Origin of the sequence: Streptomyces cinereoruber (assembly GCF_009299385.1) — a bacterium.
Taxonomy (GTDB): domain Bacteria; phylum Actinomycetota; class Actinomycetes; order Streptomycetales; family Streptomycetaceae; genus Streptomyces; species Streptomyces bikiniensis.
In genome coordinates this window covers 1,748,442-1,765,204 of record NZ_CP023693.1, presented here as the reverse complement: position 1 = coordinate 1,765,204, position 16,763 = coordinate 1,748,442, and the positions used below count along the sequence as shown (strand labels likewise).

Here is a 16,763-nt window from a genome sequence, read left to right as displayed (position 1 = left end):
ACGAGCAGCCCCGGCGTGAAGAAGACGGAAGGCCCCGGCACTCCTGTGCCGGGGCCTTCCCGCGTCGCGCGTCCGTGGACCGCCCCAACTCGCGCATTATCAGATGGTCATGACGGCGCATCACTTTTTACCGACGCGTAACTTCCCAGCCGTGGCTACCCGTGCGTAGCTTGGCTGAAGCGCATCCCCACTTGTGGTCCGGACCGCAGGGCGTAGCACCCCACCTTTCCCCTTGAGCCGCAAGGAGATCGCCCGATGCTGCCCTGGAAGCACGCCGTCAGAGCGCTGTCCGTCCTGCTGCTGACCGCCGCCGCCACCCTCGCCCCCACCGCCGCCTCCGCCGCCCCCGAGCGGGCCGAAACCGTCGCCGCCGCGCCCCATCGTGGCTGGAACGACTTCTCCTGCAAGCCCTCGGCCGCGCACCCCCGCCCCGTCGTCCTCGTCCACGGCACCTTCGGCAACTCCGTCGACAACTGGCTCGGCCTCGCGCCGTACCTCGTCGACCGCGGGTACTGCGTCTTCTCGCTCGACTACGGGCAGCTCCCGGGCGTGCCCTTCTTCCACGGCCTCGGACCCGTCGAGGCCTCCGCCGGGCAGCTCGCCACCTACGTCGACCGGGTCCTCGCCGCCACCGGCGCCCCCGAGGTCGACCTCGTCGGACACTCGCAGGGCGGCATGATGCCCCGCTGGTACCTGAAGTTCCTCGGCGGGGCCGACAAGGTGAACGCGCTCGTCGGCATCGCCCCGAACAGCCACGGCACCACCCTGCTCGGCCTGACCAAGCTGCTGCCGTACTTCCCCGGGGTCGAGGACCTCATCAGCGCCGGCACCCCGGGCCTCGCCGACCAGGTCGCCGGCTCGCCCTTCGTCACCAAGCTCAACCAGGGCGGCGACACCGTGCCGGGGGTCCGCTACCACGTCATCGCGACCCGGTACGACGAGGTCGTCACGCCGTACCGCTCGCAGTTCCTGAGCGGCCCGAACGTCACCAACGTCCTCATCCAGGACAAGTGCGCGCTCGACCTGTCCGAGCACGTGGCGATCGGCACGGTGGACCGGGTGACCTTCCACGAGGTGGCCAACGCCCTGGACCCGGCCCGCGCGACCCCGACCACCTGCCTCTCCGTGATCGGCTGACGCGCACCGCTCGACACGCGGCCGGGTCCCCCGGAAGGGGGCCCGGCCGCGCCCGTCTTCGCTCCGTCGGCCCAATGGACACGCCCTCTGATGGCGCAGTGTCACGGAATGCGCGCTAAATGACATCAGGTGTGCGTTTCTGGCACATCGAGAGACAGCCATGGTGGGCGTCCCGAAGGCGTCCACGAACGGAGCCTGTGACATGACCACCGACCTTCCTCACACCCATCCGACGGAAGAGGACATAGGAAGAGAGCCGATCGAAGGGCCCGTCTCCGGGTCGCACTCTCAGTCGGCTGTCTCCCCGTCCCCGGCACCCGACGCGCCGGACCTCCCCGTTCGTCCGGCCCTGCCCTGCACGGCGCCGGACGTCCCTGTCCTGACGGCGGCCCCGGTCGATCCCGTCCACCGGGACGACGTGGCCCCGCCGGAGACGTGGCGGTTCGATCCGCCGGCCGATCCGCCGGCCGGTCTGCCGGTCGGTCCGCAGACCGCCCCCGCCGACCCCGGTGAGGACGCGCGGGCCGTCCCGGAGGTCCCGGACCAGCACGAGACCGGCGACGAGGCGGTCCACACCCTCCTGACGACGGCGGCGACCGAACGCCCGGTGGACGAGGTCGCCGCGCTCGTGGCCCGGCTCCAGGAGACCGGCGAACTGTCCAGCCCCGCGGACGTGGCGCTCCGCGCGGCCGCCGTCACCCGCCCCCTGGACGAGGTGCGCGAGCTGCTCGCCCTCCTGAACGCCTCGGGATACGACCTCCACCAGGCCGAGACCACGCTGCGCGCCGCGGCGGTGGGTCGGCCGATCGAGGACGTGGTGCGGCTCGTCGGCATCCTCGGCACCGACAGCAGCGACTGGCAGCCCACCGAGCAAGGGAACACCGCGGAACGCAAGGCCGGGCCCGCCCCGGCTCCCGCCGGTCCGGAGCGCTCCCGGGACGCCGCCCAGCGGACGGGGGCGTCCCTGGACGGCGCGCTGGCAGCGGGCCCCGGCAGCCACAGCAGCTCCCCGGCGCTGCGGTCGGCACTGCGCTGGCCGGCGGCGCTCGCGCTGTTCGCCTGCGGCCTCGTCCACCTGCCGACGGACCTCACGGGCCTGCGCGCCGGCGGTGACACGGAGACGCTGTCCGTGGTCGTCACCGTGCTCTGCCTGGTCGGCGCCGCGTGGCTCGCGGCACGGGACACCCTGGTGGCCTGGGCCACCGCCGCGGGCATCGGCGTCGCCGTCATCGCGCTCCACGGAGTCGCGAGCGCCCGTACGGTCGACCTGCTGAGCGGCAGCCTCGGCGCCACGTCCGCCTGGGCGAAGGCGGTGGCCCTGCTGGGCGCCGTGGCCGTCGTCGCCCTGGCCGCCTCGGCCGTGGTGCGGCACACGAGGGCGGCCGGCACGGCGGGCAACGCCTGACGCACCGACCGCCGCACACCGTCCCCGCTCGGACAGCCCCAGGCTGCCCGAGCGGACGGGCGTCAGGCCCGGCGGCGCCGGGCGGTCCCGAAGAGCACGGCCGCACCGGCCGCGAGCACGGCGGCGCCGCCGATCGCGAGGTACGGGGTGCCGGCGTCGCCACCGGTCTCGGCCAGCTCCACGCCGGAGCCGGACGTGCCGGCGGGCGCGGGCGCGTTGGGCGAGGACGGGGCGGCGGGTGCCGAGGAGGACGACGCGGGGGCCGCCGTCCCCTCGGCACCCGTTCCCGCGGTGCCGGTCTTCCCGGCACCCCCGGTCCCGGCGCCCGTGTCCCCGGCGCCGGTCGCCGGGTCGTCGTCCCCGTGCCCGCCGTGCTCGACCGAGGACTGTCCCTTGCCGTCCTCGATCTGCTGCTCGGTGGGCGCGCTGGCGCCCGGCGCCGGGGAGCCGTTGTCCTGCCCGAACACCACGTCGGAGCAGGTGTAGAAGGCCTCGGGGGAGTCGGAGCGCTGCCAGATCGAGTAGATCAGGTGGCGGCCGGACTTCTTCGGCACGGTCCCCTGGAAGACGTAGTCGCCGTTCTGCATCCCCGGGTCGGTCACCGTCAGGAACGGCTTCGCCTCCAGGTCGGACCACTTGAGCGGCTTCGACGGGTCGTAGCCGTCCTTCGTCACGTACAGCTCGAACGAGCCCCTGTGCGGCGCGGTCCCCTTGTAGCGGAAGGTGTGCGCCCCGGAGCTCAGCTTGCTCGCCGGCCAGTCGGCCCGCGCCAGGTCGAGCCCGCGGTACTTGTCGTTGCCCGCGCTGCACAGCTTGCCGTCCGGGATCAGCTGCCGGTGCTGCCCGGCCGCGTTCGCGATGTTCACCGCGTTCCAGTCGTAGAACGCCTGCGTCCCGCTCGCCGCCACCGCCGCCTTGCAGGCCGCCGACCGCGGGGACTCCGGCCCCTCCGCGTAACAGGCCGAGACCCGGCTCACCGGATCCGTCATCGACCCGTGCGCGAACGCGGGACCGGCCGGGAGCCCGGCCAGGGCCAGTACGGTACCGACGGTGACGACTGCGGCCGAACGACGAGAGGTCATGGGAGGACAGCTCCTTCACGAGGGCGAGCGTGGGGGGTTGCCCAGAAAGCTAGCCGCCCGAAACCGCGAAAGGGCCCGCGAGGAGGGGGCGGAGGCCATCCTTAGGGCCCTGTTAAGGAGCCGCTGAGCGGCGCTTGAGGAACCGTCCCGGCAGACCCCCGTCAGCCCAGCCGCCGGTAGCGCCGCTCCGGGCGGCCCGTGCCGCCGTAGCGGAGGGTGACCTCCGCGCGGCCCGTCTCCGCGAAGTACTCCAGGTAGCGGCGGGCGCTGACGCGGGAGAGGGAGCCGGCCTCGGCGCACTCCGTGGCCGAAAGGCCCTCCGGGTGGGCGCGCAGGACCGAGTCGACCAGGTCGGCGGTGGGGGCGGCGAGGCCCTTGGGGAGGTCGCGGGAGCCGCGCGGCCGGGTGCCGAAGATCTGGTCGACGTCCTCCTGCCGGGCCTCGTCCAGGTCGTCGAGGCGGCTGCGCAGCGAGGCCACGTGCCGCAGCTGCTCGTGCAGCGCCGCCTGGCTGAACGGCTTGATCAGATAGTGCAGCGCCCCGGCCCGCAGCGCTGAGCGGATCGTCCCCGCGTCCCGCGCCGCCGTGATGAAGAGCGCGTCCGTGCCGTGCCCCGCCGCGCGCAGCTCCCGCAGCACCCGGACGCCGTCCATGTCGGGCAGGAACACGTCGAGCAGCACCAGGTCGGGCCGCAGCCGCTCGGCCTCCCGCAGGGCCTCGGCGCCGCTGTGCGCGACCCCGGCCACCGTGAAGCCCGCCACCGCCGACACATAGCGGCAGTGCAGCTTGGCGACCATGAAGTCGTCGTCGACCACCAGCACCCTCGTCACGCCGACCCACGCTAGATCCTGACCACAACGACCACAACGTCCGTTGATTGCGGAAGAGAGACAGCTCCTTAACGCGCGGGCAACATGTGGGCCACCTCACCTCCCCCTTTTCCTCCTACCTGAGAGGCGGCTCCCGTGCGGTTGCGCACCCCCTTCGCCCTCCTCGGAGCGGCGCTGCTCGTGCTGGTGGGTCCGCCGCTGCTCAGCCCGGGCAGCGGCTCCGACACCGGCACCCGGATCCCCGGCCTGCGCCTCATGGTCCCCAACAGCCCCGGCGGCGGCTACGACATCACCGCCCGCACCGCCGCCAAGAACGCCGAGGAAGCCGGACTCACCGGCGACGTCGAGGTCTTCAACCTGCCCGGCGCCGGCGGCACCGTCGGCCTCACCCGGCTCGTCGGCGAACACGGCAACGGGCGGCTGGCCATGTCCATGGGCCTCGGCGTCGTCGGCGCCGTCCACACCAACAAGACCCCGAGCACCCTCACCGACACCACCCCGATCGCCCGGCTCACCGAGGAGCAGGACATCGTCGTGGTCGCCAAGGACTCCCCGTACAAGACGATCCAGGACCTCCTCGCGGCCTGGAAGAAGGCCCCCGGCAAGCTGCCCGTCGGCGGCGGCTCCTCGCCCGGCGGGCCCGACCACCTCGCCCCCATGCTGATGGCCCGCGCCGCCGGCATCGCCCCCAAGGACGTCAACTACGTCCCCTTCGACGGCGGCGGCGAACTCCTCGCCTCCATCCTCGGGAACAAGGTCGCCTTCGGCGTCTCCGGCGTCGGCGAGTACCTCGACCAGATCGAGGCCGGCGAGCTGCGCCTGCTCGCCGTCACCGGCCCGAAGCGCGTCCCCGGCCTCGACGCCCCCACGCTCCGCGAGGCCGGACTCGACACCGAGTTCACCAACTGGCGCGGCATCGTCGCCCCGCCCGGCCTCTCCGACGCCGAACGCGACAAGCTCGTCGCCCTCGTCACCGCCCTGCACGACTCCCCGCAGTGGCGCGAGTCGATGAAGACCCACGGCTGGGACGACGCCTTCCTCCCCGGCGAGCGCTTCGGCGACTTCCTCGCCGAGCAGGACCGGCGCGTCGCCTCCGTACTGAAGGAGCTGGGACTGTGAAGCCGACCGTCCCCACGAAGCCGACCGTTCCCACCTGGCTGCGCGGACGCTCCGAACTCGGCGTCGGAGCCCTCCTCTTCCTCCTCGGCGTCCTCGTCCTCACCGACGCCCTCACCCTCGACGCCACCGTCGCCGGACGCGGCCCGGTCGGCCCCGCCACCGTCCCCCTCGTCGTCGGCTGCGGCCTCCTCGCCGTCTCCGTCCTGCTCACCGTCGACGTCCTGCGCGGCGGCCGGGGCGAGGCCGAGGGCGGCGAGGACGTCGACCTGACCGCACCCGCCGACTGGCGCACCGTCCTGCTCCTGGCCGGCGTCTTCCTCGGCTTCGCCGTCCTCATCGGCCCCGTCGGCTTCCCCGTCGCCGGCGCCCTCCTCTTCTGGGGCGCCGCCCACGCCCTCGGCAGCCGCCACCTCCACCGCGACCCGCTGATCGCGGCCGGCCTGTCGCTCCTCACCTACGCCGTCTTCGACCGGCTGCTCGGCGTCCCGCTGCCCGGCGGCCCCCTGATGGGAGTGATCTGACCCGTGGATTCCCTGAACTCCCTCCTCGACGGCTTCGGGACCGCCCTCACCCCGATCAACCTGCTCTGGGCCGCCCTCGGCGTGCTCCTCGGCACCGCCATCGGAGTCCTGCCCGGCATCGGCCCCGCCATGGCCGTCGCCCTGCTGCTCCCGGTGACCTACGGACTCGACCCCACCGGCGCCTTCATCATGTTCGCCGGCATCTACTACGGCGCCATGTTCGGCGGCTCCACCACCTCCATCCTGCTCAACACCCCCGGTGAGAGCGCGGCCGTCGTCGCCGCCATCGAGGGGAACCCGATGGCCAAGGCCGGCCGGGGCGCGCAGGCGCTCGCCGCCGCGGCCGTCGGCCACTTCGCCGGCGGCATGATCGGCACGATCCTGCTCGTCGTCCTCGCCCCGACCGTCGCCGCGCTCGCCGTCGACATCGGCGCCCCCGACTACCTCGCCCTGATGGTCCTCGCCTTCATCGCGGTGACCTCCGTCCTCGGCTCCTCCCGCGTCCGCGGCCTCGCCTCCCTGCTCATCGGCCTCACCATCGGCCTGGTCGGCCTGGACTCGATGACCGGGCAGCAGCGCCTCACCTTCGGCTCGCTCCAGCTCGCCGACGGCGTGGACGTCGTCATCGTCGCGGTCGGCCTCTTCGCCATCGGCGAGGCCCTGTGGGTCGCCGCCCACCTGCGCCGCACGGCGGGCGAGGCCATCCCGGTCGGCCGCCCCTGGCTGGGCCGGGAGGACGTGAAGCGCACCTGGAAGCCCTGGCTGCGCGGCCCGTTCATCGGCTTCCCCTTCGGCGCGATCCCGGCCGGCGGCGCCGAGATCCCGACCTTCCTCTCGTACGTCACCGAGAAGCGCCTCTCGAAGCACAAGGACCAGTTCGGCAAGGGCGCCGTCGAGGGCGTCGCCGGACCCGAGGCGGCGGCCTCCGCCTCCGCCGCCGGCACGCTCGTCTCCATGCTGACCCTCGGCCTGCCCACGACCGCCGTCGCCGCCGTGATGCTGGCCGCGTTCCAGCAGTACGGCATCCAGCCCGGCCCGCTGCTCTTCGAGCGGGAGCCCGAGCTCGTGTGGGGTCTGATCGCCTCGCTCTTCGTCGGCATGGTGCTGCTCCTCGCGCTCAACCTGCCGCTCGCCCCCGTCTGGGCCAAACTGCTGCGCATCCCCCGCCCGTACCTCTACGCCGGCATCCTCTTCTTCGCCGCCGTCGGCGCGTACGCGGTGGGCGGCGAGGCCCTCGACCTGGTCGTCCTGCTCGTCATCGGCCTGATCGGCCTCGGAATGCGCCGTTACGGCCTGCCGGTGCTGCCCGCCGTCATCGGCGTCATCCTCGGCCCGGCCGCCGAACAGCAGCTGCGCCGCGCCCTCCAGATCAGCGACGGCTCCCTGACCGGGCTCGTGAACACCCCGTTCTCGATCACCGTGTACGCGGTCGTCGCGCTCCTGCTCGCCTGGCCGCTCCTGCGGCGGGCGGTCACCCTCCGTAAACGCCCCGCCCCACCGAAGGGATGAACTTCGGCCATCCGACGGCCGGATCCGGGTATCCCTGGCGGGCAGTACCATCCCCCACCCCGAAGGGACCCCCCATGCGCGTCCGGCTCGTTCTCGCCGCAGCCGCCCTGCTCACCGCCGCCGTCGCCCCTCTCGCCCACGCGGGAGGGGCCGACGGCCACCACACCGCCGACCGGCCCACCGGGAGCCAACTCCGCGACGGACACCTCCACGACAGCAACCTCCGCGACAGCCGCTTCACCGACAGCCGCTTCACCGACGGTCACTTCACCGACGGCCTCTTCGTCGACGCGTACGGGACCGTCGCCGACGACAGCACCGTCACCCTCTCCGGCACCTACCGGTGCCTCGACGACAGCGCGGGCCCCGTCTTCGTCAGCTCCACCCTCGTCCAGGGGGACCGCTCCACCGGCATCGGCGGCACCCGCGCCGTCTGCGACGGGCACCTCCACACCTGGACCAACAGCTCCGTGGCGAAGGACCCCGCCTACGTCCCCGGCGCCGCCCGCGTGGAGGCCACCCTGATGCAGCTCAGCGGGACCGGTCTGCCGCTGCCCCGCTTCCTCGCCACCGAGAAGGCGGACGTCGAACTGCGCTGACGCGCCTCCCTACCGGGACCCGTCCAGCAGGTCCACCAGACCGGCGCGGCCGAGCGCTTCGAGCTCGTCGAGGGCGGCCACGGCCCGGTCCGCCGCCTCCGGATCGGAGGCGGCGAGGCCGCTCGCCGCGAACTCGTCCTCGTCGAGCCTCAGCACCTCGCTGCCGTCCGCCGACACCCACAGGTCCAGGTCCAGGTCCTCGACCACCACCCCGGAGCCGCCGATCACGGGCGGCCGGGTGACGTCGCAGTACCAGCCCTTGAGGGCGCCGTCGCCGGACCACACCTCCTTGACCGTGAACCAGCGGCCCCGCCAGTAGTGCTCCACGAACACGTCGCCCGGCTCGAACCGCACGAAGCCGAAGTCCCGCACCCCCTCGGCCGCCCACGGCGCGCGCACCGAGAGCCGGCCGGGCCCCTCCGTGAGCACCTCGGCCGGGTAGCGGATCTTCGTCCGGCCCGCCTTCGTCAGGGTGACCTCAACCGATCGTACGGACATGCCGCACCTCCGTCGCCGCGATCTCGTAGCCGAACCACGCGTTGATCGCCAGCATCGGCCCGTTGCCGGCATCGTTCCCGGTGAACGCCTCCGTACAGCCCGCCTCCCGGGCCCGGTGCAGCGACGCGTTCTTCACCAGCTTGGCGAGCCCCCGGCCCCGGAAGGCCGGCGCCGTGCCCGTCATCCCCGTGTGGTACTGGCCCAGTCCGTCCGTCTGCGCCGCGCTGAACGCGGCCGGCACCCCGTCCACCACCGCCACCGTCGTCAGCGACCGGTCGAAGAGGGGGTGCTCCCAGGTGGTCTCCCGCCAGTGCGCGTAGTCGTCCAGCTCGACCGACACGTCGCCCGGCTCGTCCGCGGTCGTCACCGCGTCCAGCTCGAACAGCGGCCGGGGATCGGCCGCGAAGTCCTCGGCCGTCAGCAGCTCCACACCGGCGGGCGGCGCCTGGAGCGGCGGCAGCCCGGCCCGCGCCAGGTCGAGCCGGAGGAAGTGGGCCGACCGGCTGGGGGAGTACCCCCGCCGCTCCGCCCAGGCCCGGTGCTCCGGCGCGTCCAGGACCCAGCTGTAGAGGGTGCGCGCGCCGCGCGCGGCCAGGTGCTCCTCGGCGGCGCGCAGCAGCAGCGTCCCCGCGCCGCGCCCCTGGTGGGCGGGGTCCACGTACACGTTGAGGGAGCCGATGCCCGGCTCCGGGGAGTCGTGGGCGATCCGGAGCTGGACGGTGCCGACGACCTCCCCGTCCCCGTCCACGGCCACGAGCGGGCGCGCGTGGCTGTCGGGGTGGGCGTGGGCCCAGTCGAACACGCACTGTTCGGCGGTCGCGAGCATGAAGGGGAGCGCGGCACGGCGGACCCGGGCGAAACCCTCGGCGTCCCCGTCCCGTACGTAACGGACGTTCACAGTCATGTGGGCGCACGCTACGGGCAGAGGGTGCACCGCCGCCTCCCCTTTTCCGGCGGGGTGGGGGCAGAATCGGCGGGTGACACTCACCATCGTCGTGGACCACGAATCCACCACCGCTCCCTACGAACAACTGCGTGCCCAGATCTCGGAGCGGGCCCGGTCGGGCGGACTGCCGGTCGGCTACAAACTGCCGACGGTACGGGGACTCGCGGAGCAGTTGGGGCTCGCAGCGAACACGGTCGCCAAGGCGTACAAGGCGCTGGAGGCGGACGGGGTCGTCGAGACGCGCGGGCGCCACGGGACCTTCGTCGCCGCCGCGGGGGACGCGGCCAGCCGCCGGGCCGCCAGCGCCGCCGCCCAGTACGCCGAGGAGACCCGCCGTCTCGGCCTCAGCCGCGAGGCCGCCGAGGCGGCGATGAACGAGGCGCTGCGGGCCGCGTACGACGACTGACCCCTACAGGTACAGCCCCGCCCCCGCCGTGCGGGGCTCCGGAAGGTCCGCCGGGGGCGTGCCGCGACGGAGCGCGAACAGCTCCGCCAGCGTCGCGCCCTCGCGCGGCACGTCCTCCTCGCGGCCCAGCCACGCCACCGACTCGGCCCGGCTCAGCGGCCCCACCTCGATGCGGGCCAGGCAGCGGCCCGGCCGGACCACGGCCGGGTGCAGCCGCTCCAGGTCCTCGTTGGTGGTGACCCCGACCAGGACGTTCCGCCCCTGCCCGAGCAGCCCGTCCGTCAGGTTCAGCAGCCGGGACAGGGCCTGGCCCGCCGTGTGCTTCGCCTCGCCCCGGATCAGCTCGTCGCAGTCCTCCAGGAGCAGCAGCCGCCAGCGGCCCTTCGCCGTGCCCTCGTCCTCCCCGATGGCGATGTCCATCAGATAGCCGACGTCGTTGAAGAGCCGCTCCGGGTCGAGCACGCAGTCCACCTGGCACCAGTCCCGCCAGGACCGCGCCAGGGTCCGCAGCGCGGACGTCTTGCCGGTGCCCGGCGGCCCGTGCAGCAGCAGGAGGCGGCCCGCGACGGAGTCGGGCGTCACCTTCATCAGCCGGTCCATGGACTCGGCCACCGGCGCCGAGTAGTTGGGCCGCACCTCCTCCCACGTCCCGGCGCTGATCTGCCGGGTGGTGCGGTGCGGGCCGCGCCGGGGCGACATGTGCCAGAAGCCCATCGTCACGTTCTCGGGCTGCGGCTCCGGCTCGTCCTTCGCTCCGTCCGTGGCCTCGCCGAGGACCCGCGTCGCCAGCTCCTCGTCCGTGGCCGTCACGGTGACGTCCGCGCCCCGGTTCCAGCGGGAGACCAGGAGCGTCCAGCCCTCGCCCTCGGCGAGCAGGGCGCTGCGGTCGTCGTCCTTGGAGGCCCGCAGCACGCGCGCGCCCGCCGGGAGCAGCGTCGCCTCCGGCTTGACCCGGTCCAGGGTGGTGCTGTGGGAGTGGGGCTGCTCGCCGGTCGCGAAGCGGCCGAGGAACAGCGCGTCGACGACGTCCGACGGCGAGTCGCTGTCGTCGAGGTTCAACCGGATCGGCAGCGACCGCTGCGGTGCGGACGGTGCCGGTGGGGTGTCAGCCATGGCGCCCATGATCCGGCAACCGGGTGCGCGGCGCACCGTCTTTTGGGCGGGGCGCGCCTCCGGTCGCCGGAGTGGCGGTACGTCAGATCCAGTGGCCCCGCAGTGCGCCCCGGGCGCGCCGGGCGAGCGCGTACCCCTTCGTCATGGCCCGGTCGGCCGCGAAGTTCCGCGCGATCGCGCGCCCCTCGATCAGCCGGACGAACTCCTCGGTGCCGGTGGAGCGGCGCACGGTCACCCGCTCCAGGGCGTACGGACCCTGGCGGCGGCGGGCGAGCGCGTTGCCGACGGCGAGCGCCTGGGCGAACCCGGCCTCCCGGACCGCCCGGCGGACCCGCCGGCTGGAGTACCCGTACGGGTAGGCGAAGGAGACGGGGGCGGTGCCCAGCTCCTCGCCGACGATCTCCCGGCAGTGCAGCGTCTCGAACCGGAGCCGTCCCGCGTCGAGCTGGTCGAGCTGCGGGTGGCTGTGGCTGTGGCCGCCGATCTCCGTTCCGGCGTCGGCCAGTTCGCGCACCTGCGCCCAGTCGAGCATGGTGTCGAGCGCGCCGCCCCCGTCGTGCTTGCCGCGCAGCCAGCCGGTGGAGACGAAGACGGTGCTCGCGAAGGAGTGCTTCGCGAGCACCGGCAGGGCGTGCCGGTGCACGCCCTCGTAGCCGTCGTCGAAGGTGACGAGCAGCGGCCGGGCGGGCAGCGGCGTCCCGTCCCGCCAGGCGGCGGCGAGCCCGGCGGTGGTCAGCGGCGTGAACCCCCGCTCGGCGACCACCGCCATCTGCGCGGCGAACGCCTCGGGCGTCACGGAGAGCCCGAGGGCGGCGGGGGCCGGGTCCCGGTCGACGGCGTGGTACATGAGGACGGGCACGGGGGCGCCGTCGGACGCGGTCCCGGTCATGTGGCCGCTCCCTCGCCGGTCTCGCTCCCGGCGGCCCTGTCCCGGGCCCGGTCGGCGGCCCTGCTCCCGGCCCGTTCGGCGGACCCGTCCCCGGCGCGTGGGGCGGTCGGCCCGCCGGTCGGCTCGGCGGCCGGCCCGTCGGCCCGTTCGATCGGTCCCCAGGAGAAGGTGGTGCCGGAGCGGCGGGCGCGGAGCCGGCCGAGGGCGTAGCCGCCGGCCGCGAGGGCGACCCCGGTGACGATGGCCCCGGCGCGCCCCGCGCCGCCGGAGCGGCCGCGCAGCGCGTCGCCCGCCCCGCGCAGGACGCCGGCGGGCAGCACCCGGGTGGTGTAGCGCCGTTCGGACTCCAGGCCCTTCTGCGCGCCGACGCTCTGCGCGACGAGCGCCTTGGAGAGCCCCTCGGCGTACACGCGGGTGCGGAAGTAGTCGAAGCGCTCGCGGACGGCGGGCACCTTGTGGTGGATGACCGCCCGGTCGTCCATGAGCAGGATCGCCCCGGGCAGCGCCTTGGAGAGCCGGATGCACAGCTCGGTCTCCTCGCCGCCCAGGGGGCGCCGGTCGCCGTCCCGGCCGATGCCGGTGGCGAAGCCGCCCGCCGCGTCGAAGGCCGTGCGGCGGAAGGAGGCGTTGCCGCCGAGCACGTTCCGCACGGGGACGCGGCCCGGGGCCAGGCCCCGGTACGTACAGCCGACGACCCAGTCGAACTCCTCCGGGAACCAGGCCGGGCGGCGGCCGGAGGCCCAGGCGGGCAGGGTCCGGCCGCCGACGGCCATGACGCGCGGGTCGTCGTAGGCGGCGGCGAAGTGGTGGAGCCAGTCCCGCTCGGCGACGGCGTCGTCGTCGAGGAAGGCCACGAACGCGCCGCGGGCGGCGGCGATTCCGGTGTTGCGGCCGGCGGAGAGGCCGCGGGGGCCCGCGTTGGCGAGCACCCGCACCTCCTCCCGGAGCCGTGCGTCCGCGTACTCCTCGGCGAGCCGTGCGCGCAGACGCTCGTTGTGGTCGACCACGAGGAGCGTCTCCAGGGCCGGCAGCGACTGCTTCCGCACGGAGTCGACGGCGGCGAGGATGTCCTCCCACCTGTCCTCCGTGTAGACGCAGATCACCACCGAGAAGTCGTGCGGGGACGTGCCGTCGCTCAAGACGCCTCTCCCCGGGGGACGCTGACCGAGAAGGGGGCGGGCCGGCGGCGGGCCGCCTTGGCGAGGGACTTTTCCTTGAGGATGACCTTCAGGACCCGGATGCCGTCGCGCACGGCGTTGAGGTTGCTGACGCCGTGGATGCGGTTGTACTCGTGACTCGGGACCTCCTGCACCTTGAGGCCGGCCTTGACGACCCGGATGTTGATCAGGGTCTCGATCTCGAATCCGGTGCAGTCGAGGGTGATCTTGTCGAGGCAGTGGCGCCAGAAGGCGTTGTAGCCGTAGCAGAGGTCGGTGTAGCGGGCGCCGAACTTGCGGTTGACGAGCGTGCAGAGGGCCCAGTTCCCGAGCCTCCGGATGGTCGTCATGTCGTCCGTTCCGCCGCCGTTGGCGAAACGGGACCCCTTGGCGAAGTCCGCGCCGCCGACGAGTGCGGAGACGTAGGAGACGATCTCCTGGCCGTCGGCCGATCCGTCCGCGTCGACCATGACGATGATGTCGCCGGTGCAGGCGGCGAAACCGCTGATCAGCGCGTCGCCCTTGCCCTTTCCGACCTGCTTGACGACCTTGACGTCCGGCCACAGCTCACGGGCGACGTCGACCGTGTTGTCGGTGGAGTTTCCGTCGACGAGGACGACTTCGTGAATCCATTCCGGCAGCGTCTTGAAGACGTACGGAAGATTTTCGGCCTCGTTCATGGCGGGAATGACGACGCTCACCGGTGGAGTGATCGCGAGGTGCGAGGTGATGGCCCGGTACTGGGCGGCTATTCGACTCGGCTCGGTCATTTCTTGGCCCGTGGCGGCCGGGCGCAGAAACGAGCTCATGGGTCTTTTTCCCTCTCGTCCGGTGGGCCGCCCACCCCTTGGGCGGTCCGATGGTGTGTCCGGTTCGAAAGGGGGGTTCTCGCCATGCCGCACGGAGACGATCTCCTTGCGGGATCGCCGAGTTGGCATGGCCGGCCGCGCGGTACCCGTGACTCGGCGCACGTTCGAACACCGAGCACGGCACCCCCCTACCGCGCCCCGTACCGGAACCGTCGCGATGCTGGAGCCCTCCCCAGGGCCGCTTTGCATGAGGAACCGGTGCGGGTGAGATGTACGACGGTATTGACGAATAGGACTGTATGGCAAGTCCCGGATCCGTGGCCCGCTTTTCCGTAGTTTGACGGTGCTTCAGCGATCGGATGTGTGGTCGTACCGGTCGGATTCGATCAATCCGATGGTGCGTCGGGGAGTGGTGGTGCGGGGGTGTATCCCTGTGTGTTGATGTGCGAATGTGTCGCGATCCCGGCCGGGGTCATAAACGGGAGCGGAAGGTCCGCTTCCTCCGTCGACTCTCTACTGGCCGGATTTCGATGGTCCTTGCTGGAGGATCGGAGGAAGTTCACCCCCAGTTTTGACATGGACACTTCCGGTGGGGCGGTTCCGCTGCTACTACCTGGTAACGCAGAGATCCTGCTACAGGGAGGTTCCATGAGACTGTCCCGATTCACCGCCCTCTCCTCCTCGCTCCTGCTCGGTGCCGTCCTCGCCCTCACCGGGGCGGGCGCCGCCCAGGCCGCGGAGACCGCCGCCCTCGACTACGTGGCGCTGGGCGACTCGTACTCCTCCGGCGTGGGAGCCGGCAGCTACGACAGCGCCAGCGGCAACTGCAAGCGCTCCACGAAGGCGTATCCCGTCCTCTGGAAGAACGCGAACGCCCCCTCCTCGTTCGCCTTCACCGCTTGCTCGGGCGCCCGAACGGGTGATGTGACCGCGAATCAGCTCGGACCCCTCTCGGCCGCCACCGACCTGGTCTCCCTCACGATCGGGGGAAATGACGCCGGTTTCGCCGACGTCATGACGACCTGTGTGCTCCAGTCCGAGTCCACCTGCGTCAACCGTGTGAATCAGGCCAAGGCCTACGTCGACTCCACCCTGCCCGGCAAGCTCGACTCCGTGTACAACGCCATCAGGAACAAGGCACCCAACGCCCGCGTGGTCGTCCTCGGTTACCCGCGCTTCTACCAGCTCAACGGCACCTGCGTGGCCGGACTGAGCGAGGGCGAGCGCAAGGCCATCAACGGGGCCTCCGACCACCTCAACGCGGCCGTGGCCAAGCGCGCCGCCGACCACGGCTACACCTTCGCCAGTGTCGTCTCCGCCTTCAGCGGGCACGAGATCTGCTCCGGCTCGGCCTGGCTGCACAGCGTCAACTGGCTCAACATCGGCGAGTCGTACCACCCGACCGCCGCCGGACAGTCCGGCGGCTACCTGCCGCCGTTCAGGAACGCGGTGTAGCCGGTACGCCGTCCGCCCCCGTGGCGCCGGAACCGGCCGGAACGGTGCTCGTGACACCGCCCGGCGCACCCGGCCCGGCGCCCGGACCGTCGTCCCGCACCGCGTGATAGACCAGCGCCCCCGCGATGAGCAGCGCCCCGACGACCCCGGCCACCAGGACGGGGACCCGGCGGGGCGCCTTGTGCTTCCGGCCCGGCGGGGCGCCGGGCGCGGGGGCCGCGTCGTCCTCGCCGGCGCTCCGGTGCGGGGCGGGCGCGTCCGCCGCCCCGGGGGCCGCCCCCGGCGCGCCCCCGCCCGCCCGTGAGCCGTCCCCGTCCGCCCGTGCGCCGCCCCGGTCCTTCCGTGCGCCGTCCCCGAACGCCCCCGTGCCGCCCGGGGGAGTCCGCGTGCCGCCGCCCGCCACCCGGCGCAGCTCCCGCTCGGCCCGGTCCGCCGTGACGGGGCCCTCCGGCCCCTCGCCCAGGAGCGCGTCGATCACGGCGCCCAGCGGGCCGGACCGGTCGTCCGCGGCCGCCTCCAGCAGCCTGCCCAGGGAACGCAGCTCCGCCGCCGGGTCCGCGCCGTCCTTCGGGCCCGCACTCTCCTTCGGACCCGCGGCTTCTTCCGGCGCGTCGCCGAAGCCGGTGACGACGGCCCGGCCGTCGTTCCCCAGGAGCACGTCCTCCGGCTCCACGCCCCGGTGGGGGACGCCCGCCTCCCGTGCCGCCCGCAGCCCGGCCAGTACGTCGGCGCCGACGCGCGCGGCCTCGCGCGCCGGCAGCGGCCCGCCCGCCTCCAGGGTCTCGGCCAGGGTCAGGCCGCGGACCAGCTCCGTCGCCACCCAGGGCCGGCCGTCCTCGGCGACCACGTCGAGGACCCGTACGACGGAGGGGTGGGAGACCCGCGCGAGGGCCCGTGCCCCGCGCTCCCGCCGCGCGTGGAGCGCAGGCGCCTCGTCCGCCGGGAGTCGGGGCGGCACCCGGGACTCCTTCAGGGCCACCTCGTGGCCGCTCGCCCCGTCCAGGGCGCGCCAGACGGTGCCCGTCGCCCCCTCGGCCAGGACGTCCAGAAGCCGGTAACGACCCGCGATCACCGTCATGGATCCACGGTAGCCGAGGGGCGCCCTTCCGGCCCCCGTCCGGCACCGGACCCGGGCGACGGGAACCGGCGGCGAATCGCGCGGCGGATCTTGGTGGTGGAGATCACAGGCGTCTCCGTGCCCCCGGCGGACGTCCCGGAGTGCAGGATGGTTCGTGACGGTTCGACAGGTGTTCGAGCCCTGTCCAACTCGCCCTGGAATCAGACGTAT

17 protein-coding genes are annotated in these 16,763 nt (G+C 73.4%); 8 read left to right on the top strand and 9 right to left on the bottom strand.

Annotated features, from left to right (window positions below):
* Positions 1 to 255 precede the first annotated feature (255 nt).
* Positions 256 to 1,137, top strand: a complete 882-nt coding sequence (locus CP977_RS07755) for an esterase/lipase family protein (protein WP_062758990.1) — start codon at positions 256 to 258, stop codon at positions 1,135 to 1,137.
* A gap of 202 nt (positions 1,138 to 1,339) precedes the next feature.
* On the top strand, positions 1,340 to 2,542 hold the full coding sequence (locus CP977_RS07750) for a hypothetical protein (RefSeq protein ID WP_229991584.1): 1,203 nt from the start codon (positions 1,340 to 1,342) through the stop codon (positions 2,540 to 2,542).
* A gap of 62 nt (positions 2,543 to 2,604) precedes the next feature.
* Here CP977_RS07750 and CP977_RS07745 read toward each other — a convergent pair whose 3' ends face one another.
* Both CP977_RS07745 and CP977_RS07740 read right to left on the bottom strand, forming a co-directional pair.
* A complete protein-coding gene (locus tag CP977_RS07745; RefSeq protein WP_152369823.1) occupies positions 2,605 to 3,624 on the bottom strand; it encodes a lytic polysaccharide monooxygenase auxiliary activity family 9 protein in 1,020 nt (339 codons plus the stop codon).
* A 161-nt stretch (positions 3,625 to 3,785) separates the two neighbouring features.
* Positions 3,786 to 4,454, bottom strand: a complete 669-nt coding sequence (locus CP977_RS07740; protein ID WP_079131447.1) for a response regulator — start codon at positions 4,452 to 4,454, stop codon at positions 3,786 to 3,788.
* A 135-nt stretch (positions 4,455 to 4,589) separates the two neighbouring features.
* Between CP977_RS07740 and CP977_RS07735 the strand changes: the two genes are divergently transcribed.
* The 4 genes from CP977_RS07735 (at position 4,590) to CP977_RS07720 (ending at position 8,202) form a co-directional block, all read left to right on the top strand.
* Positions 4,590 to 5,573: a Bug family tripartite tricarboxylate transporter substrate binding protein gene (locus CP977_RS07735; RefSeq protein WP_062758986.1), complete on the top strand. Its 984-nt coding sequence runs from the start codon at positions 4,590 to 4,592 to the stop codon at positions 5,571 to 5,573.
* Complete coding sequence (locus CP977_RS07730; RefSeq protein WP_062758984.1) at positions 5,570 to 6,094, top strand: tripartite tricarboxylate transporter TctB family protein; 525 nt, start codon at positions 5,570 to 5,572, stop codon at positions 6,092 to 6,094. The genes CP977_RS07735 and CP977_RS07730 overlap by 4 nt, the downstream gene beginning before the upstream one ends.
* A 3-nt stretch (positions 6,095 to 6,097) precedes the next feature.
* Positions 6,098 to 7,603 carry a tripartite tricarboxylate transporter permease gene (locus CP977_RS07725; protein WP_109187079.1) on the top strand — a complete coding sequence of 502 codons (1,506 nt, stop codon included), beginning with the start codon at positions 6,098 to 6,100 and terminating at the stop codon, positions 7,601 to 7,603.
* Between the two features lie 74 nt (positions 7,604 to 7,677).
* A complete protein-coding gene (locus CP977_RS07720; RefSeq protein WP_109187078.1) occupies positions 7,678 to 8,202 on the top strand; it encodes a DUF6299 family protein in 525 nt (174 codons plus the stop codon).
* Between the two features lie 9 nt (positions 8,203 to 8,211).
* Here CP977_RS07720 and CP977_RS07715 read toward each other — a convergent pair whose 3' ends face one another.
* Together CP977_RS07715 and CP977_RS07710 are read right to left on the bottom strand one after the other, a co-directional pair.
* Positions 8,212 to 8,700 (bottom strand): ribonuclease FAU-1 family protein, encoded by a 489-nt coding sequence (locus CP977_RS07715; protein ID WP_152369822.1) that lies wholly within the window; start codon positions 8,698 to 8,700, stop codon positions 8,212 to 8,214.
* A complete protein-coding gene (locus CP977_RS07710; protein ID WP_152369821.1) occupies positions 8,681 to 9,604 on the bottom strand; it encodes a GNAT family N-acetyltransferase in 924 nt (307 codons plus the stop codon). Before CP977_RS07710 ends, CP977_RS07715 begins: the two co-directional genes overlap by 20 nt.
* Before the next feature lie 73 nt (positions 9,605 to 9,677).
* Here CP977_RS07710 and CP977_RS07705 point away from each other — a divergent pair, with 73 nt between their 5' ends.
* Positions 9,678 to 10,052, top strand: a complete 375-nt coding sequence (locus tag CP977_RS07705) for a GntR family transcriptional regulator (protein ID WP_030212822.1) — start codon at positions 9,678 to 9,680, stop codon at positions 10,050 to 10,052.
* A gap of 3 nt (positions 10,053 to 10,055) precedes the next feature.
* Here CP977_RS07705 and CP977_RS07700 read toward each other — a convergent pair whose 3' ends face one another.
* The 4 genes from CP977_RS07700 to CP977_RS07685 all read right to left on the bottom strand — a co-directional run bounded on the left by CP977_RS07700 (position 10,056) and on the right by CP977_RS07685 (position 14,020).
* Positions 10,056 to 11,174 (bottom strand): DUF5925 domain-containing protein, encoded by a 1,119-nt coding sequence (locus CP977_RS07700; protein WP_062758973.1) that lies wholly within the window; start codon positions 11,172 to 11,174, stop codon positions 10,056 to 10,058.
* A 73-nt stretch (positions 11,175 to 11,247) separates the two neighbouring features.
* Positions 11,248 to 12,054, bottom strand: a complete 807-nt coding sequence (locus CP977_RS07695) for a polysaccharide deacetylase family protein (RefSeq protein WP_152369820.1) — start codon at positions 12,052 to 12,054, stop codon at positions 11,248 to 11,250.
* Positions 12,051 to 13,193 carry a glycosyltransferase family 2 protein gene (locus CP977_RS07690; RefSeq protein ID WP_229991585.1) on the bottom strand — a complete coding sequence of 381 codons (1,143 nt, stop codon included), beginning with the start codon at positions 13,191 to 13,193 and terminating at the stop codon, positions 12,051 to 12,053. The genes CP977_RS07695 and CP977_RS07690 overlap by 4 nt, the downstream gene beginning before the upstream one ends.
* A complete protein-coding gene (locus tag CP977_RS07685; protein WP_109187075.1) occupies positions 13,190 to 14,020 on the bottom strand; it encodes a glycosyltransferase family 2 protein in 831 nt (276 codons plus the stop codon). Before CP977_RS07685 ends, CP977_RS07690 begins: the two co-directional genes overlap by 4 nt.
* Positions 14,021 to 14,668: 648 nt before the next feature.
* On the opposite strand from CP977_RS07685, the gene CP977_RS07680 reads away from it, so the two are divergent.
* The gene (locus CP977_RS07680; RefSeq protein ID WP_062758967.1) at positions 14,669 to 15,475 is read left to right on the top strand and encodes an SGNH/GDSL hydrolase family protein; all 807 of its coding nucleotides are present in this window, start codon (positions 14,669 to 14,671) and stop codon (positions 15,473 to 15,475) included.
* Here CP977_RS07680 and CP977_RS07675 read toward each other — a convergent pair.
* Positions 15,459 to 16,553 (bottom strand): serine/threonine-protein kinase, encoded by a 1,095-nt coding sequence (locus CP977_RS07675; RefSeq protein ID WP_152369819.1) that lies wholly within the window; start codon positions 16,551 to 16,553, stop codon positions 15,459 to 15,461. The two genes, CP977_RS07680 and CP977_RS07675, sit on opposite strands and share 17 nt — an antisense overlap.
* Positions 16,554 to 16,763: the final 210 nt, after the last annotated feature.

Coding starts and splice junctions, on each gene's coding strand:
- CP977_RS07700 (WP_062758973.1), bottom strand. CDS start 11,174: ATGGGCGCCATGGCTGACACCCCACCGGCACCGTCCGCACCGCAGCGG.
- CP977_RS07745 (WP_152369823.1), bottom strand. CDS start 3,624: ATGACCTCTCGTCGTTCGGCCGCAGTCGTCACCGTCGGTACCGTACTG.
- CP977_RS07695 (WP_152369820.1), bottom strand. CDS start 12,054: ATGACCGGGACCGCGTCCGACGGCGCCCCCGTGCCCGTCCTCATGTAC.
- CP977_RS07715 (WP_152369822.1), bottom strand. CDS start 8,700: ATGTCCGTACGATCGGTTGAGGTCACCCTGACGAAGGCGGGCCGGACG.
- CP977_RS07755 (WP_062758990.1), top strand. CDS start 256: ATGCTGCCCTGGAAGCACGCCGTCAGAGCGCTGTCCGTCCTGCTGCTG.
- CP977_RS07720 (WP_109187078.1), top strand. CDS start 7,678: ATGCGCGTCCGGCTCGTTCTCGCCGCAGCCGCCCTGCTCACCGCCGCC.
- CP977_RS07685 (WP_109187075.1), bottom strand. CDS start 14,020: ATGAGCTCGTTTCTGCGCCCGGCCGCCACGGGCCAAGAAATGACCGAG.
- CP977_RS07710 (WP_152369821.1), bottom strand. CDS start 9,604: ATGACTGTGAACGTCCGTTACGTACGGGACGGGGACGCCGAGGGTTTC.
- CP977_RS07680 (WP_062758967.1), top strand. CDS start 14,669: ATGAGACTGTCCCGATTCACCGCCCTCTCCTCCTCGCTCCTGCTCGGT.
- CP977_RS07750 (WP_229991584.1), top strand. CDS start 1,340: ATGACCACCGACCTTCCTCACACCCATCCGACGGAAGAGGACATAGGA.
- CP977_RS07675 (WP_152369819.1), bottom strand. CDS start 16,553: ATGACGGTGATCGCGGGTCGTTACCGGCTTCTGGACGTCCTGGCCGAG.